16 protein-coding genes are annotated in these 15,934 nt (G+C 65.0%); 5 read left to right on the top strand and 11 right to left on the bottom strand.

What is annotated here, in order from left to right; all coding sequences use genetic code 11:
- Window positions 1-105 precede the first annotated feature (105 nt).
- Genes RF638_RS06940 through RF638_RS06930 form a run of 3 tightly spaced genes read right to left on the bottom strand, consistent with a single transcriptional unit; the run spans window position 106 to window position 2,749 of the window.
- The gene (locus RF638_RS06940) at window positions 106-540 is read right to left on the bottom strand and encodes a pyridoxamine 5'-phosphate oxidase family protein (RefSeq protein WP_095796457.1); all 435 of its coding nucleotides are present in this window, start codon (window positions 538-540) and stop codon (window positions 106-108) included.
- Window positions 541-550: 10 nt separating this feature from the next.
- The gene (locus RF638_RS06935; protein WP_368841646.1) at window positions 551-2,281 is read right to left on the bottom strand and encodes a methyltransferase; all 1,731 of its coding nucleotides are present in this window, start codon (window positions 2,279-2,281) and stop codon (window positions 551-553) included.
- A 3-nt stretch (window positions 2,282-2,284) separates the two neighbouring features.
- Window positions 2,285-2,749: a pyridoxamine 5'-phosphate oxidase family protein gene (locus RF638_RS06930; protein ID WP_095796455.1), complete on the bottom strand. Its 465-nt coding sequence runs from the start codon at window positions 2,747-2,749 to the stop codon at window positions 2,285-2,287.
- A gap of 251 nt (window positions 2,750-3,000) precedes the next feature.
- On the opposite strand from RF638_RS06930, the gene RF638_RS06925 reads away from it, so the two are divergent.
- Entirely contained in the window at window positions 3,001-5,349 is a 2,349-nt protein-coding gene (locus tag RF638_RS06925) for a DEAD/DEAH box helicase (RefSeq protein ID WP_368841645.1), read from the top strand.
- Window positions 5,350-5,406: 57 nt separating this feature from the next.
- On the opposite strand, the gene RF638_RS06920 is transcribed toward RF638_RS06925, so the two are convergent.
- The 7 genes from RF638_RS06920 to ssd form a co-directional block, all read right to left on the bottom strand.
- Complete coding sequence (locus tag RF638_RS06920; RefSeq protein WP_256382219.1) at window positions 5,407-5,874, bottom strand: Rv3654c family TadE-like protein; 468 nt, start codon at window positions 5,872-5,874, stop codon at window positions 5,407-5,409.
- The gene (locus RF638_RS06915) at window positions 5,861-6,196 is read right to left on the bottom strand and encodes a TadE family type IV pilus minor pilin (protein ID WP_238663010.1); all 336 of its coding nucleotides are present in this window, start codon (window positions 6,194-6,196) and stop codon (window positions 5,861-5,863) included. Before RF638_RS06915 ends, RF638_RS06920 begins: the two co-directional genes overlap by 14 nt.
- A 177-nt stretch (window positions 6,197-6,373) precedes the next feature.
- Window positions 6,374-6,622 carry a DUF4244 domain-containing protein gene (locus RF638_RS06910; RefSeq protein ID WP_254049227.1) on the bottom strand — a complete coding sequence of 83 codons (249 nt, stop codon included), beginning with the start codon at window positions 6,620-6,622 and terminating at the stop codon, window positions 6,374-6,376.
- Between the two features lie 80 nt (window positions 6,623-6,702).
- Window positions 6,703-7,296, bottom strand: coding sequence for a type II secretion system F family protein (locus RF638_RS06905; RefSeq protein WP_095796450.1), 594 nt, complete (start codon window positions 7,294-7,296; stop codon window positions 6,703-6,705).
- Window positions 7,293-8,084: a type II secretion system F family protein gene (locus RF638_RS06900; RefSeq protein ID WP_315277791.1), complete on the bottom strand. Its 792-nt coding sequence runs from the start codon at window positions 8,082-8,084 to the stop codon at window positions 7,293-7,295. The genes RF638_RS06905 and RF638_RS06900 overlap by 4 nt, the downstream gene beginning before the upstream one ends.
- The gene (locus tag RF638_RS06895) at window positions 8,081-9,295 is read right to left on the bottom strand and encodes a TadA family conjugal transfer-associated ATPase (RefSeq protein WP_315277789.1); all 1,215 of its coding nucleotides are present in this window, start codon (window positions 9,293-9,295) and stop codon (window positions 8,081-8,083) included. The genes RF638_RS06900 and RF638_RS06895 overlap by 4 nt, the downstream gene beginning before the upstream one ends.
- Window positions 9,292-10,425 (bottom strand): septum site-determining protein Ssd, encoded by a 1,134-nt coding sequence (ssd, locus tag RF638_RS06890; protein ID WP_368629473.1) that lies wholly within the window; start codon window positions 10,423-10,425, stop codon window positions 9,292-9,294. Before ssd ends, RF638_RS06895 begins: the two co-directional genes overlap by 4 nt.
- A 155-nt stretch (window positions 10,426-10,580) precedes the next feature.
- Between ssd and RF638_RS06885 the strand changes: the two genes are divergently transcribed.
- Window positions 10,581-11,279 carry a Type 1 glutamine amidotransferase-like domain-containing protein gene (locus tag RF638_RS06885; protein ID WP_095796447.1) on the top strand — a complete coding sequence of 233 codons (699 nt, stop codon included), beginning with the start codon at window positions 10,581-10,583 and terminating at the stop codon, window positions 11,277-11,279.
- Between the two features lie 33 nt (window positions 11,280-11,312).
- Here RF638_RS06885 and RF638_RS06880 read toward each other — a convergent pair whose 3' ends face one another.
- Window positions 11,313-11,987: a peptidyl-tRNA hydrolase gene (locus RF638_RS06880; RefSeq protein ID WP_368841644.1), complete on the bottom strand. Its 675-nt coding sequence runs from the start codon at window positions 11,985-11,987 to the stop codon at window positions 11,313-11,315.
- Window positions 11,988-12,071: 84 nt separating this feature from the next.
- On the opposite strand from RF638_RS06880, the gene RF638_RS06875 reads away from it, so the two are divergent.
- The 3 genes from RF638_RS06875 (at window position 12,072) to RF638_RS06865 (ending at window position 15,914) form a co-directional block, all read left to right on the top strand.
- The gene (locus tag RF638_RS06875; protein ID WP_129699606.1) at window positions 12,072-13,487 is read left to right on the top strand and encodes an aldehyde dehydrogenase family protein; all 1,416 of its coding nucleotides are present in this window, start codon (window positions 12,072-12,074) and stop codon (window positions 13,485-13,487) included.
- A 9-nt stretch (window positions 13,488-13,496) separates the two neighbouring features.
- On the top strand, window positions 13,497-14,051 hold the full coding sequence (locus RF638_RS06870; protein ID WP_129699605.1) for a DUF1697 domain-containing protein: 555 nt from the start codon (window positions 13,497-13,499) through the stop codon (window positions 14,049-14,051).
- 96 nt (window positions 14,052-14,147) lie between these two features.
- Window positions 14,148-15,914: a bifunctional 3'-5' exonuclease/DNA polymerase gene (locus RF638_RS06865; protein WP_368841643.1), complete on the top strand. Its 1,767-nt coding sequence runs from the start codon at window positions 14,148-14,150 to the stop codon at window positions 15,912-15,914.
- Window positions 15,915-15,934 lie beyond the last annotated feature (20 nt).

Here is a 15,934-nt window from a genome sequence, read left to right as displayed (position 1 = left end):
GACCCGTGGATTCGAGCGGGTCTGGTCCTTCCAATGGGGGCTGCACGAAATCCCCCGTGGTTACACACCGTCTCACAAGAGAGGTTTTACCACTCGTTCAGGTGCTCAGGCCGGATCGTGATCCGGTTCCGTGGTCATGGTGAACTCACGGCCCGTGGCCGAGTCAACATCGATCACCACGAAGTGGTACTTGTACGTGGGCGCCCAGGGCTTCAGTGGCAACTGCTCGGCGGCGTCGCGTTCGGCCTGGGTTTCCAGGCGACGTGCGCGGCCGTGCACCACCACGGACTGCACGTGATCCCCGACCACACGGTCCACTTCGAAAGCCACGTGATTGTTGACCACCAGGCTCGCGAGCTTGGTGCCCTGTGCAGTACGGAAATACAGCTTACGGTCCTTCGCCACATAATTGACTGGGAAAATGTCCACCATGCCTGCGGCCTGCACGGCCAAGCGGCCGAACGGAAGCTCCCCCAGAAGCTCCCACACGGCAGTGGTGTCGAGGGGCAGTATCGGATTAAAGGTTTCGCCGGTGCTCATAACTTCAGTCTTACACTTCCACCAACACGCCGTGGGTGATGAGTGCCCTGATTTCACGTAACAATTGCTCCGATGGGCCGCCGTCCCACCCCAACAGCGTGCCCAGGGCGGTCAGGATCTGGCGGGCCGTCAGCTCGCCGTCGCACACGCCCACGAAACCGGCGGCCTCGCTGCTGAGCACCACGGTGCGGCGCAATCCACCGCCCTGCCGCAACAGGATCAGGGCCGGGTCCTCGGCCCCGGGACGGCCGTGCCGTTCCTCGGTGACGTCTTGAGCGACGTAGTAATGCTTGTTCTGCCAGGCGTCATCGGCGACGACGCCGCTCGCGGCCTCTCCGCGAAACATCGCCTCCGCGCGTGACCACTCCGCCGCCAGGGTGGCCGCGATGGGTTGCTGAATGGGGTGGTCGATGTGCTCGAAAATCCGGAGGATCTCGGTCTCGGCGCCGGGTTGCTCCGGACGCGCGAGGCGGACCATGCCGAAACCGACCGCACCCACGTGACGCGAGGTGAAGTCCGCGAGGTAGTCGCGATAAGCGGCGTCGTAGGCTTCGATATCTCGTTGCTGTGAAGCGTCCCGCAACCAGGTTTCCGCGTACTCGCACACGTCCTGAATCTCGCGTTGAATGACCCATGCGCCGACGCCCGGGGCGATCCATTCCTCGACGCGTTCGGACCAAATCTTCTCCGGGTCGGTGTCCGGCGTGTCGGGGATTTCCCAATTGGCCAGCAGATGAGCGGTGGCACCCTGAGCCATCACGGCGGGCAGCGCGGTGATCAGTTCGGAGACCAGCCGGTCGCCAGCCTTGCCACCGTCGCGGTAGGTGAAACGCTCCTCGTCGGCTTCGTTGCTGCGGCGCGGAGTAATCACAAACGGCGGGTTGGAGACGACCAGGTCGAATTCCTGGCCCGCTACCGGTTCCAGCAGACTGCCTTGTACCAGGGTGGCACGAGCTTCGAGGTCGAACGGGTCCAGATCCAGCGCGCGGGCGTTGAGCACCAGGTTGAACCGTGTGGTGGCCAGGGCCCGATCGGAAAGGTCTGTGGCCGTGACGTGACGAGCGTGGGAGAGCAGGTGGAAGGTCTGAATGCCGCAGCCGGTACCCACGTCCAGCGCGGTGTCTACGTCGCGCCGTTCGGTGGAACGGACCAACGTCAGTGAGGCTCCGCCAATGCCCAGCACATGATCACGGCGCAACACACCGGGGCGTTGGAAGGCTCCCAGGTCGCTGACCACGTAGAGCTCGCCCGCAACATCGGTGGAATAGGGGCGCAGATCCACGGACGCACGCACCAGGTCGGTGTTCGCAGCCCCATCGTTGGGGGTGCCGTTGCTGGCTGTGTCGTCGTTGGCGGTGCTGAGGTTGTCCGGCTCGCTGCTCCTGGTCCCGCCGCCCTCGTATTCCAGGAGGCCAAGGCGCCCAAGCCCCGAGGCACCCACGGTGGGCAGAGCGGCGTCGACGTCCGCAGCGGGAACGACGTCCCCCAGGAGGAACAGCGCCATCACCGCGGCCAGGCGCGGCTGTGTCTCGCTCGCGCGGTCGAGGGCGACGCGCGCAGGAACCGGTTGCTCCCGCAGCCACGCGTCCATGGCGCGCTCTCCGAGCATGTCCGTGACACCGTCCACGGTGAAATTGCTGTCTGCCAGGTCTCGGTGGAGATCCTGAATGAGCTGAGGGTCCTGCGAGCGCGGCGCATCGGTCACCGCGCTAAATGGCGCGGCAGCGGGCAAATCAGTCAATGCTCAGTGACCCAGGCGGAACTTGCGACCGGTGACGCGGGTGGGGGTGATCTCCACGAACTCTAGCTTTTCGGTCTCGAGCCACGGGCGCAGACCCAGCGACTCCACGCGCTCAATGTCTTCGGTCTCGGTCAACATGCGTGCGGTCCCGCGCACGACCACTGAGTGGGCCTCGGAGCCGGTCGCGCGATCGATTTCCACGGTCACGTGCGGGTTCAGCTGCAATTGCAGCACCTTGGTGCCCTTGGCCGAGCGGAAGTACAAGCGCTCACCGTCGGTCACGATGTTCAACGGGGTGATGTCGATTTCATCGCCGTCGCGAGTAGCCAGCCGGGCGAAACGTGCCTGCTTGAGCAGGTCCCAGCTCTCCTGTTCGGAAAGCTCCTGAATGGGCGGCTGCTTGGCCTCGTCCTGCTGATCGTGTGACTTGGCAATGTTCATGGGGTGTCCCTGCTCCGGAGTGCTCATATCCCCATAATTCCATGCGCGCCGTGTCAGCGGGGAGACCACCGCTAAATTGGCGCAGATCACTGCCGTATGACGAAACCGCGCCCGTTGTGGAGGGCGAGCGGCACGGGGGCTGGTCGCGGCGGCGTCGTTGCAAGACGGGATCGTTATAAGTCGGGGACGTTTCCGTGTGACGCCGTCGATGGCCGGGGGAAGCGAGACGACTATTTCGGGCGGCTTATGCGTGTTGCTGCGTACGGAAGAATAGGACGGTGAGTTCTTCCCAGGACATGGTCAATTTGCTCGGCCGCGGACCGCAGCCCGAGCAGGTTCGTCATGTCCGCGAACTACCCGCGCGCGAGGCCGAATATGCACCGTGGCCCGAGTGGATCCACCCGGCCGTCCGCCGGGCGTACGAGCGGCTGGGGATTCGTGAACCGTTCGCTCATCAAGTCGCGGCGATGACGGCGCCTCGGCACGCGATCGTGGCCACCGGAACGGCCTCCGGCAAGTCACTGGTGTATCAGTCGCTGGTGCTCAACGCCGTTCATCGTGGGAAACTTGCCATCGCCTCCCGACCTGGACTGTTACACCACCCCGAGGAAGCCACGGCGCTGTACTTGTCGCCCACCAAGGCACTTGCGGCGGATCAATTGATGTCCCTTCGGTCGCTGGGTTTCGACGACGTGCGCGCGGCCACCTACGACGGTGACACCGACACCGGCGAGCGCCGCTGGATTCGCGACCACGCGGACGTGATCCTGTGCAACCCGGACATGCTCCACCACGGCATCCTGCCCAATCACACGGGCTGGTCGCGATTCTTCCGGCGGCTGCGCTTTGTGATCATCGATGAGGCTCATTCCTATCGGGGCGTATTTGGTTCGCACGTGGCCGTGCTCATGAAGCGCCTCAAGCGGATTGCCGCTCATTACGGGGCGGACCCGGTCTTTGTGGGGGCCTCCGCGACCAGTGCATCACCGCAGGAATCGTTTGCGCGATTAATCGGTGCCTCACCTGACGAGGTGACGGCCGTGGAGCGCGATACCTCGCCGCATGGTTCGCGCACCGTGGTGTTGTGGGAGCCGGAGCAGTCGCCGGGAGGGTCCGATAACAACGCGCCCTCACGACGCACGGTGACCGCCGAGTCAGCGGACATGCTCACTGATTTGGTGCTGCAGCAGATCCGCACGATTGCGTTCATTCGGTCGCGCCGGGGTGCCGAGACGATTTCTCAGATCGCGCACCGGCAACTCGAAGAGGTTGACCCGTCGCTGGCGCACCGAGTCGCGGCGTATCGGGCGGGTTTCCTCCCGGAGGAACGTCGGGAACTGGAACAGGCCCTGCGCGACGGTCGCCTATTGGGGGTTGCAAGCACTTCTGCGCTCGAGCTGGGAATCGACATCGCCGGGCTCGACGCCGTCCTGGTCGCCGGGTGGCCCGGCACCCGAGCCTCGTTCACTCAGCAGATCGGCCGCGCGGGGCGTGCTGGTCAACATGCACTGGCCACGTTGATCGCCGGAGACGATCCGCTCGATACCTACCTGGTGAACCACCCCGAGGCGATTTTTGACGTGCCCGTGGAGGCCACGGTGTTCGAGGCGTCCAATCCGTACGTGCTCGCACCGCACCTGTGCGCCGCGGCGGCCGAGCTCCCCATCCGGACCACTGAACTCGAGTTGTTCGGGCCCACCGCCCACGATGTGGTGCAATCCCTTGAGGCCGCCGGCCACTTACGACGGCGCCCGAGCGGCTGGTTCTGGACGCGTTCCGAACGGCCCGCGGACATGGTGTCCATCCGTTCCGGGGACGGCGGGCCCGTGCAGATCATCGAATCCGAGACCGGCGCGGTGCTGGGAACCATGGGTGCTCCGCAGTCCCACTACCAAGCACATCCCGGAGCCGTGTACGTGCATCAGGGCCGTACGTACCTGGTCGAGGATTTGGACGAGGAACTCAGCGTGGCCTCCGTGCGGCACGCGTTCCCGGATTTCTATACTGTGGCCCGCGATGTGACGGAAGTTCGAGTGCGTTCCGTGGCTGACACCCAACGCTGGGGTCCCATCACCATTCACCGCGGCAGCGTGGACGTGACAACCCAGGTGATCAGTTTCCAGCGCAAACTCACCGCCTCCAACGAAGTGGTAGGCGAAGAACCGTTGGAGTTACCCCCGCGCCAATTGACCACTACAGCCACGTGGTTCACCGTGGACCAGCCTCAATTGGCCGCCATGGGAATCGAGGAACCGGACATCCCCGGCTCCCTGCACGCGGCCGAGCACGCCATGATCGGGCTGCTCCCGTTGTTGGCATCGTGTGACCGCTGGGATGTGGGTGGGCTGTCGACCGCCTTGCATGCTGACACCGAGCTCCCCACCATTTTCGTGCACGACGGCCACCCCGGCGGTGCTGGTTTCGCCGAGCGCGGTTACGACATGTTTCACCGCTGGATCACCGCCACCCGTGATGCCATTGCCGCGTGCGAATGCGAGACCGGCTGCCCGTCCTGCGTGCAATCTCCCAAGTGCGGAAACCGCAACAATCCGCTGGATAAAGCCGACGCGCTCAAGCTGCTGAACGGGTTGCTGCGGTTCGCTCCGGCTGCCACATCAGCGGAATGAGCGCTAAGCAGTCTCCGAGGGCGTACGGATAACTCACCTCACCGATATCGAACTGCATCACGGCTCTCCCGGCGGCGGTCCGGCCCGTGATATTCCAATGGCCGGGCCCAGCGGTTCCAATGGGCCGAACAGCGCGATGCTCGTGCGGACATCCACGGTGGTTTGTTCGGGACTCACCAGGTCGCAGTGATCCATGACCGCGCCGTTCTCCTGGGCTACGGCCCGGGCCACGTCGCAAGGCACGCCGCTCGCTAAGCCCCGGGCCGTGTCGGCTGCAGCGAGCGCGGCGAGGTCTGCGGCTTTGGCGGCCCGGTGCATCGAGATGCCCGCCTGCCCGAGCAACAGGATCACGATCAGCAGCGCACACATGAGCACGGCGATGGTCATGCCGTGGACAGTTCCTGACCCTTCATCGGGGTGGTTCCGACTCTTGGAACTCCCACGTGCGGCCGTCTGGCGATCCCGATGCGGACTCGACCAGACCGAACGACACCTGTCCGCTTCCGGAACACTACGGGCCCACATCTGCGTTCCTCGCTCCTTCGGTCACGGCCATGGCATCAGCTTGAAGTGTCCAGCTACTCCACTGGCCCAGGATCCCCGGTGCCGGTCCGCTGACCGTCACGTTGACCCGGTCGGAGCCGGCGGCAACGGTCACCGTGGAATCATCCCCTGCGATCTCTCGTGCTCGCTCTTGGGCGACGGCCACGGTTTCCCCTCGAGCAGCGGCCCTGGCAGACGCTCGAGCCGCTTCTTCGAAACGGACCAGTGTCATCCCGGCTGCCGCCGCGGCCAGCATGACCGCAAGCAATAACACCAGAGCGGGCATGATGACCGCGGTTTCCACGGTGACGGCACCCCTATCGCAGGGGTCTTTGGACTCTCTGCCTGACCGTGAGCCAGCGGTGGAAAAAGAGGTCCAAGGTTGCTCTGTTCTCACGTCGGTGCCTTTCCGAGAACTCAGGTGGGTCCGTTGGGCACGCCTCACCATCGAGGCGCACCCAACGGTGTTGCTCCCATCGGATTACACCGACAGAGCCTTCTGGATGATGCCCAGCAGCAGACCCGATACGGAGTCAGAGGACAGCACTGCGGCCATGACGCCGCCGAACGCGGCGGCTGCCAGGACGATCACTGCGTATTCCGCGGTGGATGCGCCGAGATCCGGGTGATCCGAGCCAAGAACGAGTTCGGTGCTGTGGGCTTCCAGCACGGCATCGGGCTGGATGACCTGCGGAGCTGCGGGGACGATGGTGACGGTGGTGTGGGACATGGTGTTCTCCTGTGTGGTGGGTGATTCGAGCGGGGATCTGGGGTTGATGTCGCGGCCCGCGGGCGGCGCTCGGCCGCGGATCATGAGGCGAACACCTTGGGCAGCAAACTCATGAGCACGGGCAGCACGCCCCAGCACATGAAGGCGGGTAGACAACACAGTCCGAGCGGCAGCACCAGTCGAACTGATAGCGCTTCTGCGGCACGTTCCGCTCGACGGAACTGGGCTCGCCTTACTTGCTCGGCTTGCCCCCGCAAGACCGTCGCCGACGCCGCCCCGGACGTCGCCGTGAATTCGAGCGCATCGCGGTAGTCCAGTAACGCTCTGGGTGACTCGTTGGCCGATGACCACGCGGTGTCCCAGTCCAGACCCAGTCGAAGTGCTGCGGCAACCCTTTGAAGCTCGGGATGACCGGTCCCGGCAGTGCTGTGGGCCAGCACGGAGACTGCCTCCGCGAGAGGTAGTCCAGCGTCAAGCTGAGTTGCTGTCAGCTCGACGAGTGTGGCGGCGGGTAACCCGGGCGAGCTGCCGTGCGAAGCCAACAGAGCGGCGTCGTCGGTCGGCGCTGAGATCGAGCCAGCGGGACCCGTTGAGGACAACGCGACCGCGCGCGGCGATGACCAGACGAAAAACGCTACGGCTACTAAGAGTCCAGTGGCCAGGGCAATGGTCATGGTCCGTCCACCCCCTCGGCGTGCCGCATGAGCTGGCGGGTCCACAACCGACCGGCCACCGTGAGGACAGCTCCCGCAATAAGTGCGATTCGGCCCCACGGTGTGGTGATCAGGGTGGTGATCGGGTCGGTCCCCATGAGCATTCCGAGACCGAGTGCGAGGACCGGCAGCCACGCAAGGACACGCACCGTGGCTCGGGGACCGGCGAGCGCGCTGTCGCGAGCGGCCTGGGCATCGATCTGTGATTCGACAGAATCAGCCAAGCCGTTCAGGGTCTTCGACAGAGATGCTCCGGAGCGTTCCGAGATCTCCCAACACGCGGCTAGCTGCACGCTGACGGAGCGGGCCCAGCGAGCGAGTTCGTGGTCAGACACGTCCGGAGTGGATTGCGCGATCCGGCCCAGGGTTACGGAGGCTGGGACACCCAGCTCCGACGCCGCATGTACGTCGCGGCACAAACGTTCGATCCAGGCGGCTGTGGGGTTGGCGGGGCTCTGGCTCGTGGCCCGGGAGGCCTGGCCGAATACGAGGGACGGACTGCGACCGGCGTTGAGCAGAGCCGCCAGCCGTCGGATCAGAGTGACCCATTGGGCCGCTTCCGCCGCGCGGTCCCGTCGCCAGTGGCGGGATGCGAAGGACACCGTGGCCAGCGAAGTCCGTTGGCGTTCTGGGTCATGGCTCCGTGCGACCCCGACGCTGTGGACGACGAGGGCGCGGCTACCCGCTCCCCCGGCCCACATCAGGCCCGCCGCGGCGATGAGACTTCCCACGGACAGGGCGAGGATCATGACGCACCCTGCGGGTGTGCTGCGCCGACAAATGCAGAGTCAGATGCGCTCGCGCGAGCTGCGGGGCGTGACAACAGTTCCGCCACACGTGGCCATCCCGGGCCCTTGACCGGTTCTCCACCATCGCAGCTCAACGCCGCCAGGGTGATGAGTTGACCGCCTGACAGCTCGAGCGTGCACAGGGTCTCCAAGCGTCTGCCGTCCACTCCCCTGCTCACGTGGGCGATCAAGTCAAGGGCGCTGGCAGCCTGCAACTCGACGGACTCGCGGCTCATCCCGGCGAGCGAGCCCAGCGCCGCCAAGCGGGCGGGAACAGCTTGCGCAGAGTTCGCGTGCACGGTTCCGGCGCCGGCGTGTCCGGTGTTCAACGCCGTGAGGAGCTCACGGACTTCGGCCCCGCGGCACTCCCCGACCACCAGACGATCCGGGCGCATCCGCAGGGCTTGGCGCACCAGCGCTGCCAGGTCCACGGCGCCGCTGCCCTCCACATTGTCGTGCCGGGCCTGCATCCCCACCACGTGAGGATGCTCCGGGTTCAGTTCGGCTGCGTCCTCGATGAGTACCAGACGCTCGGACGGATCGCACTGCGACAACAGCGCGGATAGGACGGTGGTTTTCCCGGACCCCGTGGCCCCGCTGATCATCAAGTTGGCCCCTGCGGAGATGGCCGTACACAGCACGTCCGCCATGAACGGGTGGATGGATCCCGAGGACACCAAGTCGGTCAGGGACAACCGCTGAGGAGCCTGAAACCTGATGGACAGCAACGTGCCGCTCGTGGACACCGGTGGGATCACGGCGTGGACACGTAGTCCAGTGGCAGTCTGCACGTCAACGCATGGGTTGGCGTCGTCGAGCCGACGACCGGCCGCCGTGATGAGACGCACCGCGAGCGCGCGAACATCTGCCTCATTCGCGAAAGGAGATGGCACCCGGGTCACGCCGCCGAGGGTCTCCACGAACACGTTCTCGTGCCCGTTGACATACACGTCGCTGAGCCCTTCGGTGGGCAGGAGCGGTTCGAGCGGACCGAGTCCCGTGAGCTCGGCTTTGATGTGCTGTACCGCCCGGATAGATCCCACCGCTCCGAGCACGCGGCCGGTGTCCTGGATGGCGCGGGCAATCCGGGCGTCAGTGAGGGCACCACCTTCCTGCAGTAAACGATTGCGGACGTCTTCCGTGAACTGAGTGTCGAGTTCCGTGCCGCTCATGACCGCGCCTCCACCTGCTGGGCTATGGCACGGACGGCTTTCGCATGTTTCGCGCGTTTGCCCCGCTGCAACACGGCACCGTTGTCGAGCTCTTGAGGGAGGCGTGGGTCGAATGTGAGGGAGCCGGCACAACCGACTCCGGTTGCCGATTCCACGATGGCTGCATCCACGTCCGCCACGTTGAGCCCGGTCAGGACGGTCATCACTGGGATCTCGCCGCAGCGCTGGACTGCCAGTGTCGCCGCCAGAACTCCCCTGACGGTGCGCGGAGTGAGCACTAGCACCGTTGAGCACCACTGAGCCTGCTCCTCGAGGCGGTCCGCATTCAGGTCAACGACCAGATAGGTCGCCGCGCTTCTCAGCGCGTGGATCACGGTGCCCACCGGAACACTGGAGGCGTGCGTGCCCTGGCGGTCCCAGGAGAGGTAACGCAGAGATCCCGCGCTCGGCATGGCCGCCCACAACTGATCCGCCGCCACAGCACCCGAGAACTGGTGCAACTCGGGCCAGCGCAGGCCGTCCTCGGATTCCGTTCCGAGCACCAAGTCCAGGCCCGCTGCACCGGGGTCGGCATCGACCACCGCGGTGGGCGCACCGGTCTCCGAGAATTCTTGGGCGAGCCAGCACGCAAGCGTCGAAGCGCCCACACCACCCGTTGCACCCACCACGCCGAGGACACGTCCGAGCTCGATCGCGCCTGTTTCGTGTTCGGAGCGCGCGAGCATCTCGGCCAGCCATTCGGCGGCGTCGGGGAGCACGACGACGGCGCTCGCCGCGCTGCGGGCCGCGAGTTCCCACGCTGACTGGTGGGAAGCCAAGGCGACGATGATCGCTCCGTTGGGAACGCGTTCGACCTCCGACGCCGCATCGACCAGCAAGGTGTCCGCGCCCTTCGTGTCGGCGAGGCTGTCGGTGACCGTCAGTTCCACGCGACAGCTCACGCACACGGCTTCTACGGATTCGATGAGCTGCGGATCAGTGCTCAGAAGATGGACCGTTCTGGTCAAGGCTGCTGCCAGTAAGTCGCGGCTACGTCGATCGACGGTCGCACGGTCAGGGTCGGTGCGCTGGGCTCTGCGCGTCCGCGGAATCACCGCCGTGTTCGGGGACCTGTGCGCTGGAGGGGTCATGCCCTTACGGTCGTCGAATCACCCGCTTTGAGGACCACCTTGGGTCCCGATTGTGGAGTCAGGACCAACCCTCCACGGCAGTCATCAGGCCTGTGCAGTTACGTCACCGCGAGTGCACCCTCGCCAGGGGGACGTCAACGAGTCAGACTTGCACCATGAACATCACACTCGTCGGTGGGGGTCCCGATTCCACGAGTCCAGGCTGTGTGGCTCCCTTTCTCGAGAAGTGCCTCGCCCTCGGCTCCGGCCGCATCGGCTTGTTCCTGACCGGTGATGCCGTCACCACTGAGCACAGCGCTGGCCCGTACCTCGAACTCCTTCACGCCGTGCGTGACCGGATCGATCTCCTCCCGCTCAGCGGCGACGTCGGCGACCTGCAACGATTCAACGCGATCATCGTGGGCGGTGGACGAACCCCCGATTATCACTCTGCGCTCGCGGCTTCGATGCCACAGCTGCGTGACCTGGTCGGCAAGGGTGCGCCCTACCTCGGTTTCTCTGCGGGGGCGATGATTGCCGCGGAGTACGCAATTCTCGGCGGATACACGATGGACGGCATTGAGGTGTGCGCATCCGAATGTTCAGAAGATCTGGAGGCCCTCACCGTGCAAGCGGGGATCGGTATCGTGCCGTGGACCGTTGACGTTCACGCCTCGCAGGCGGGCACGCTGACTCGGGCGATTGCGGTGGTGGCGTCCGGTGGCGTGTCATCCGCCGTCGCCGTGGACGAAGACACTGCCCTCCACCTGGATGACGCGCGGTATCCTCGTGTCCTGGGATCTGGGCTGGCCTGGTGGATTACTCCTGCCGGGGATCACGTAGGAGTCAGGCTTCAATCCGCCGAGCCACAGTAGCCCGCTCACGAAAACGTTCCGGTTGATGTCCCACTACCACCACGCACGAGTCGTCTCGGTGGGCCCGTCGAGTTCGGTGAGCCCGGCGTCCACCACGGCAACCGGCCGAGTGGCAGCTGCCCACTCCGCCTCACGCGGTTCATCGACCCGCACCCTGAAGTCGTCCGCCCGCCACTGTTCCCGCTCGGCTTCGGACATGGCCTCCCATGCCAATTGCGCGGCGTGGGCGCACTGGGCCGCAAGCTTGCCACTGGTCATCTCGAGCCCCGGCCGCACCTCAACGGTGACCTTCGCGTCAGTAACGTTTGAAGCGCCGTCGTCGGGAAAAGTTGTGCCCGAAACCTGAAGTTTGTTCAGTTCCTTGGGCAGCGGTTTGACCGGGCCGGGCACAAAGGCGCGCACGGCGGCGTCGCCGAATTCCCCGCTACCTGCCTGGGTGACCGTCACGCCGTCGAGTTCCTGAACGTCGGTCCAGCGTTTGCCGTCCGCGCGGCGCACCAGTTTGCGGATACGCGCGTCGCGCCAGTGCTTCACGGCCGGGTACCAGGGGCCGTCAGGTGCGGATCGCGGGTCCGCAAGCAGGGCGACGACGGCGCGCGCGGCGGTCTCGGCCACGTCCACCTGCCGCGCAGGAGACTGCCGATCCCTGTAGACCGCCAATTGCATGGCCCAGGGGATGTCGTGATCATCGGGAATCTGGTCGGACATCTTTCTACTGTGTCACGCGGCATCCGCGCTCCCCACAACCGGTGTTCTGCTGTGCATGTCAGGAGCCACCCGTAACCTGAATCCATGAACGCTGACGTTGTGGCCAGGCTCCGAAGCACCTTCCGTACCGGGCGGACCCGCTCTGTGGAATGGCGCAGGGGACAGCTCAACGCGCTCGAAGCGATGCTGCTCAATCACAAGGAGCAGTGGCAAAGGGCGCTGGGCGAAGACCTGGGGAAATCTCCGTTCGAGGCCACAATGACCGAGATCTATCCGGTGATCACCGAGCTCAAACACACACGTCGCAATCTCAAGAAATGGCACAAGGACCAGCCGGTTCGCACGCCGTTGCAGTTTTTTCCCGCCCGTTCGTGGGTGCGGTACGACCCGCTGGGTGTCGTGGTGATCATCTCGCCGTGGAACTACCCGCTGCAATTGCAGTTTTCTCCGCTCATGGGCGCGCTGGCCGGGGGTAACTGCGTGGTCATCAAGCCCAGTGAGATCAGTTCGGCCGTCGAACAGCTCTTTGCCGAGCTGGTCCCGCGCTACTTCGACCAAGAAGCCGTCGCCGTAGTCACCGGCCAGGCCGACGCCGCCACTGCCCTCATCGATGCCCGCCCCGATCACGTGTTCTTCACGGGTTCCACCGCCACGGGCACCGCGGTGGCCGAACGCGCAGCTCGCCATCTCGTTCCCGTGACCCTGGAGCTGGGTGGGAAGTCCCCCACATACGTGCACAACGATGTCGACCTTCATGCGGCCGCACGCCGGATCGTGTGGGGCAAGTTCGTCAATGCCGGCCAGACGTGTGTGGCACCGGATCACATCTATGCTTACCAGGACATTGCGGCGTCATTGGCGGAGGAACTCGCGCGAGCCGTGCGCGAGAGTTTCGGAGCTCGGCCGCAGGAATCGGAAGACTATGGGCGCATGATCCACACCGGCGCGGTGGATCGCGTGAGTGCCATGCTCCCGGCCAAGGGTTCGGAGCAGATCGTGTGCGGCGGTGACGTGGATCGGGAGGATCGCTATATCGCGCCCACCGTCCTGTACCCCGTGGCCGAATCCGATCCCGTGATGAGCGAGGAAATCTTCGGCCCGGTCCTGCCCATCCTGCCGGTGCGCGGTCCTCAGGAAGCCGTGCAGCGAATGCTCACACGGGACGCTCCCTTGGCCCTGTACATCTTCGCCACGGACAAGTCCGTTCGCGACTACATCATGGACGAGGTGCCCTCCGGTGGAGTCAGCATCGGGATCCCGGTCGCTCATGTGGGTAGTCCTTATCTGCCCTTCGGCGGTAAGGGTGCCAGTGGCCAGGGGACCTACCACGGTAAATGGTCACGCGACACGTTCACTCATCAGCGGGCGGTGCTCTCCAAACCCTTGAAACCGGAGACGCTGGGTGTGATCTATCCGCCCATCCACGGCGCGGTGAAATCCGTGTTGGACCGGGCCACCTCACCGGTCGGAGACAAGAAGCGGAGGGCACCTGGGTCGTAGGATCTGACCATGAACCGACCAACGGCTTTCTTCTTGCGTGGCATCAATGTGGGAGCCAACAACAGGGTTCCCATGGCAGAGCTGCGTGCCCTCCTCACGGAACAGCTCGGCGCTCAAGAGGTGAAGACTTACCTGCAGAGCGGCAACCTAATCTGTGTTCGTCAAGGCGACCCCGCGGAGTTCGCCAAAACGTTGTCAGCGGCCATCGAATCGGAATTCGGTGTCCTGAGCCCGGTCGTTCACCGGACGTTCGAAGAACTGTCGGCGGTGCTGGCCGCAGATCCGCTGCGCGACATCGCCACCGACGACAAGCTGTATCAAGTGCACTTCTGCGACCGTCCCGTCCCCGAGCTGGATCTGGCCGCGCTACCGATCCACGACGACGAACGCATCGTGGTTGACGGATCGGAAATCTATATTTGGTACGGCAGTGACAAGGGAATCCATGCTTCCAAACTGCCGGTCGCTCTCGGTAAACAACTGCCGGACATGACCATCACCGCCCGGAACATGCGCACGGTTCGAAAGGTCGCGGAACTGCTGGACGTGGCGGCGCCGGACTGAAAAAGTGTGTGCGTTTCGGACGGCTTCGAACTCGAACTCATTGCGGAGCGCTGAGCCCGCCCGGAGCATGTCAGTGCCCCACGCGATAATGAGCGCATGCACATAGTGGTGGCTCCCGCGGAAACCGGGGCCGGAGGCTGGACCCTGCAGGTGGTCACGGCCAACGGTCAGCGGGCGGGGCAACCACTGACGGTCACGGACCAGGAATTCCCTGGCATAGTCTCCACACGCGAAGCCGCCGCGTTGGAAGCAGGCGTGCAGCCGCCCGTCTGGACCTGGATGGATACGTCCGTGCCCGCCGCGCTCCTGTGCGAAGCAGATGTGTGGGCCACCAAATGCCGGGACTTGGGACTGTGCGCAACGATCCTGGCCACCGCGTCTGACGCTCCGGGGTCCGGAGCACCGGACCCCGATTCCGGCGAGTCACGGCCTATGCAGTACACCCCAGTCATCGAACCGGCAGACCCCCGACATGTTCCCGGTCCACGTCCTCGTCCGGTGGAGGACTCACAAACCTCGCTGTTCGCCATGGCCACGGACCGCGGTCCCGGCCTGGATGACTTGGTCGCAGAACTGGCCGAACAGATCCGCGCCGTGAGCACGGCACGCAACCCCAAACGGTTGGAGATGCTGCTGGGTCTCGAATCGCAGGGTGCGCTGGTGGCAGCCACCATGCGTCACCAGGGAATCCCGTGGAATCCAGGAATCCACGAACAGATTCTCACCGACGCCATGGGCCCCCGCCCGAAAGAGGGCGAACGCCCCATCCGCATGCAGAAGCTGGCCGAGGAGATTCGCCGAGTCCTGGCTGCCCCCACGCTCAATCCCGATTCTCCTCCCGAGCTCCTCAAGGCGCTGCGCACCGCCGGTGTGGACATCGATTCCACACGTGCCTGGGTGATCAAGGAGTGGACCGTGGTGGCAGGGCAACCGGATCCTCGCAGACAAGAGATCGTGGCCCCCGTCCTCGAGTACAAGAAACTGTCGCGCATTTTCTCTGCAACCGGCTGGCACTGGCTCGACACGTGGGTCACCAACGGCCGCTTCCACCCCGAATACGTGGTCGGCGGCGTGGTCACCGGCCGCTGGGCCGCACGCGGCGGCGGAGCGTTGCAGATCCCCAAGTTCATTCGCGATGCGGTGCGCGCGGATCCCGGTCGCACCCTGGTCGTTGCCGACGCCGCCCAACTGGAACCCCGCGTACTGGCCATCCTGGCCCGCGATGATGCCCTGGCTCAGGCCTCCAGGGATCGAGATCTGTACGAATCCATCGCCCAACAGGGACAGGAGCGCGGCTCAGAGTTGAAGGAACGGCCCCACGCCAAGGTCGCACTACTCGGTGCCATGTACGGAGCAACCCAGGGAGCGGCCGGCCGTTTCATACCGCACCTCACCCGCATGTTCCCGCGGGCCGTGGGCTATGTGGAACACGCTGCCCGCGTGGGTGAACGCGGAGAACAGGTCTGCACCTATCTCGGGCGTTGGTCGCCACTTCCGGAACCAGAGTGGTTCGAGATCCAACGTGCCACGGAAACCGCCGCCGGTGAGCGCCGCGCGACCCAAGCGGCGCGGACCCATGGCCGGTTCTCCCGGAACTTCGTGGTGCAGGGATCAGCTGCCGAGTGGGCGTTGGCCTGGCTCGGACACATCCGCCAGGGCTTGCACCGGCAAGGGTTGGACGCGCACCTCGTCTTCTTCCTGCATGACGAGGTCATGGTTCACTGCGCTCAAGAACAAGCCGAACAGGTCAAGCAAGTGGTTCTGGACGCCGCCGATCAGGCGGTGCGCACCGTGTTCGGCCGTGTACCGGTGGAAGTTCCGGTGGCCACGAGCGTGGTCACCAGTTACGCGGACGCAAAGTAGACCGCGACCAGAGCAAACAT

It is taken from the genome of Kocuria sp. CPCC 205235, from assembly GCF_040980905.1.
Taxonomy (GTDB): domain Bacteria; phylum Actinomycetota; class Actinomycetes; order Actinomycetales; family Micrococcaceae; genus Kocuria; species Kocuria carniphila.
The sequence above is the reverse complement of the archived record's forward strand: the minus strand, read 5'-3'. Positions and strand labels throughout refer to the sequence as shown.

Coding starts and splice junctions, on each gene's coding strand:
- RF638_RS06895 (WP_315277789.1), bottom strand. CDS start 9,295: ATGAGCGGCACGGAACTCGACACTCAGTTCACGGAAGACGTCCGCAAT.
- RF638_RS06875 (WP_129699606.1), top strand. CDS start 12,072: ATGAACGCTGACGTTGTGGCCAGGCTCCGAAGCACCTTCCGTACCGGG.
- RF638_RS06905 (WP_095796450.1), bottom strand. CDS start 7,296: ATGACCATTGCCCTGGCCACTGGACTCTTAGTAGCCGTAGCGTTTTTC.
- RF638_RS06885 (WP_095796447.1), top strand. CDS start 10,581: ATGAACATCACACTCGTCGGTGGGGGTCCCGATTCCACGAGTCCAGGC.
- RF638_RS06880 (WP_368841644.1), bottom strand. CDS start 11,987: ATGTCCGACCAGATTCCCGATGATCACGACATCCCCTGGGCCATGCAA.
- RF638_RS06870 (WP_129699605.1), top strand. CDS start 13,497: ATGAACCGACCAACGGCTTTCTTCTTGCGTGGCATCAATGTGGGAGCC.
- RF638_RS06940 (WP_095796457.1), bottom strand. CDS start 540: ATGAGCACCGGCGAAACCTTTAATCCGATACTGCCCCTCGACACCACT.
- RF638_RS06930 (WP_095796455.1), bottom strand. CDS start 2,749: ATGAGCACTCCGGAGCAGGGACACCCCATGAACATTGCCAAGTCACAC.
- RF638_RS06900 (WP_315277791.1), bottom strand. CDS start 8,084: ATGATCCTCGCCCTGTCCGTGGGAAGTCTCATCGCCGCGGCGGGCCTG.
- RF638_RS06920 (WP_256382219.1), bottom strand. CDS start 5,874: ATGTGGGCCCGTAGTGTTCCGGAAGCGGACAGGTGTCGTTCGGTCTGG.
- RF638_RS06865 (WP_368841643.1), top strand. CDS start 14,148: ATGCACATAGTGGTGGCTCCCGCGGAAACCGGGGCCGGAGGCTGGACC.
- ssd (WP_368629473.1), bottom strand. CDS start 10,425: ATGACCCCTCCAGCGCACAGGTCCCCGAACACGGCGGTGATTCCGCGG.
- RF638_RS06910 (WP_254049227.1), bottom strand. CDS start 6,622: ATGTCCCACACCACCGTCACCATCGTCCCCGCAGCTCCGCAGGTCATC.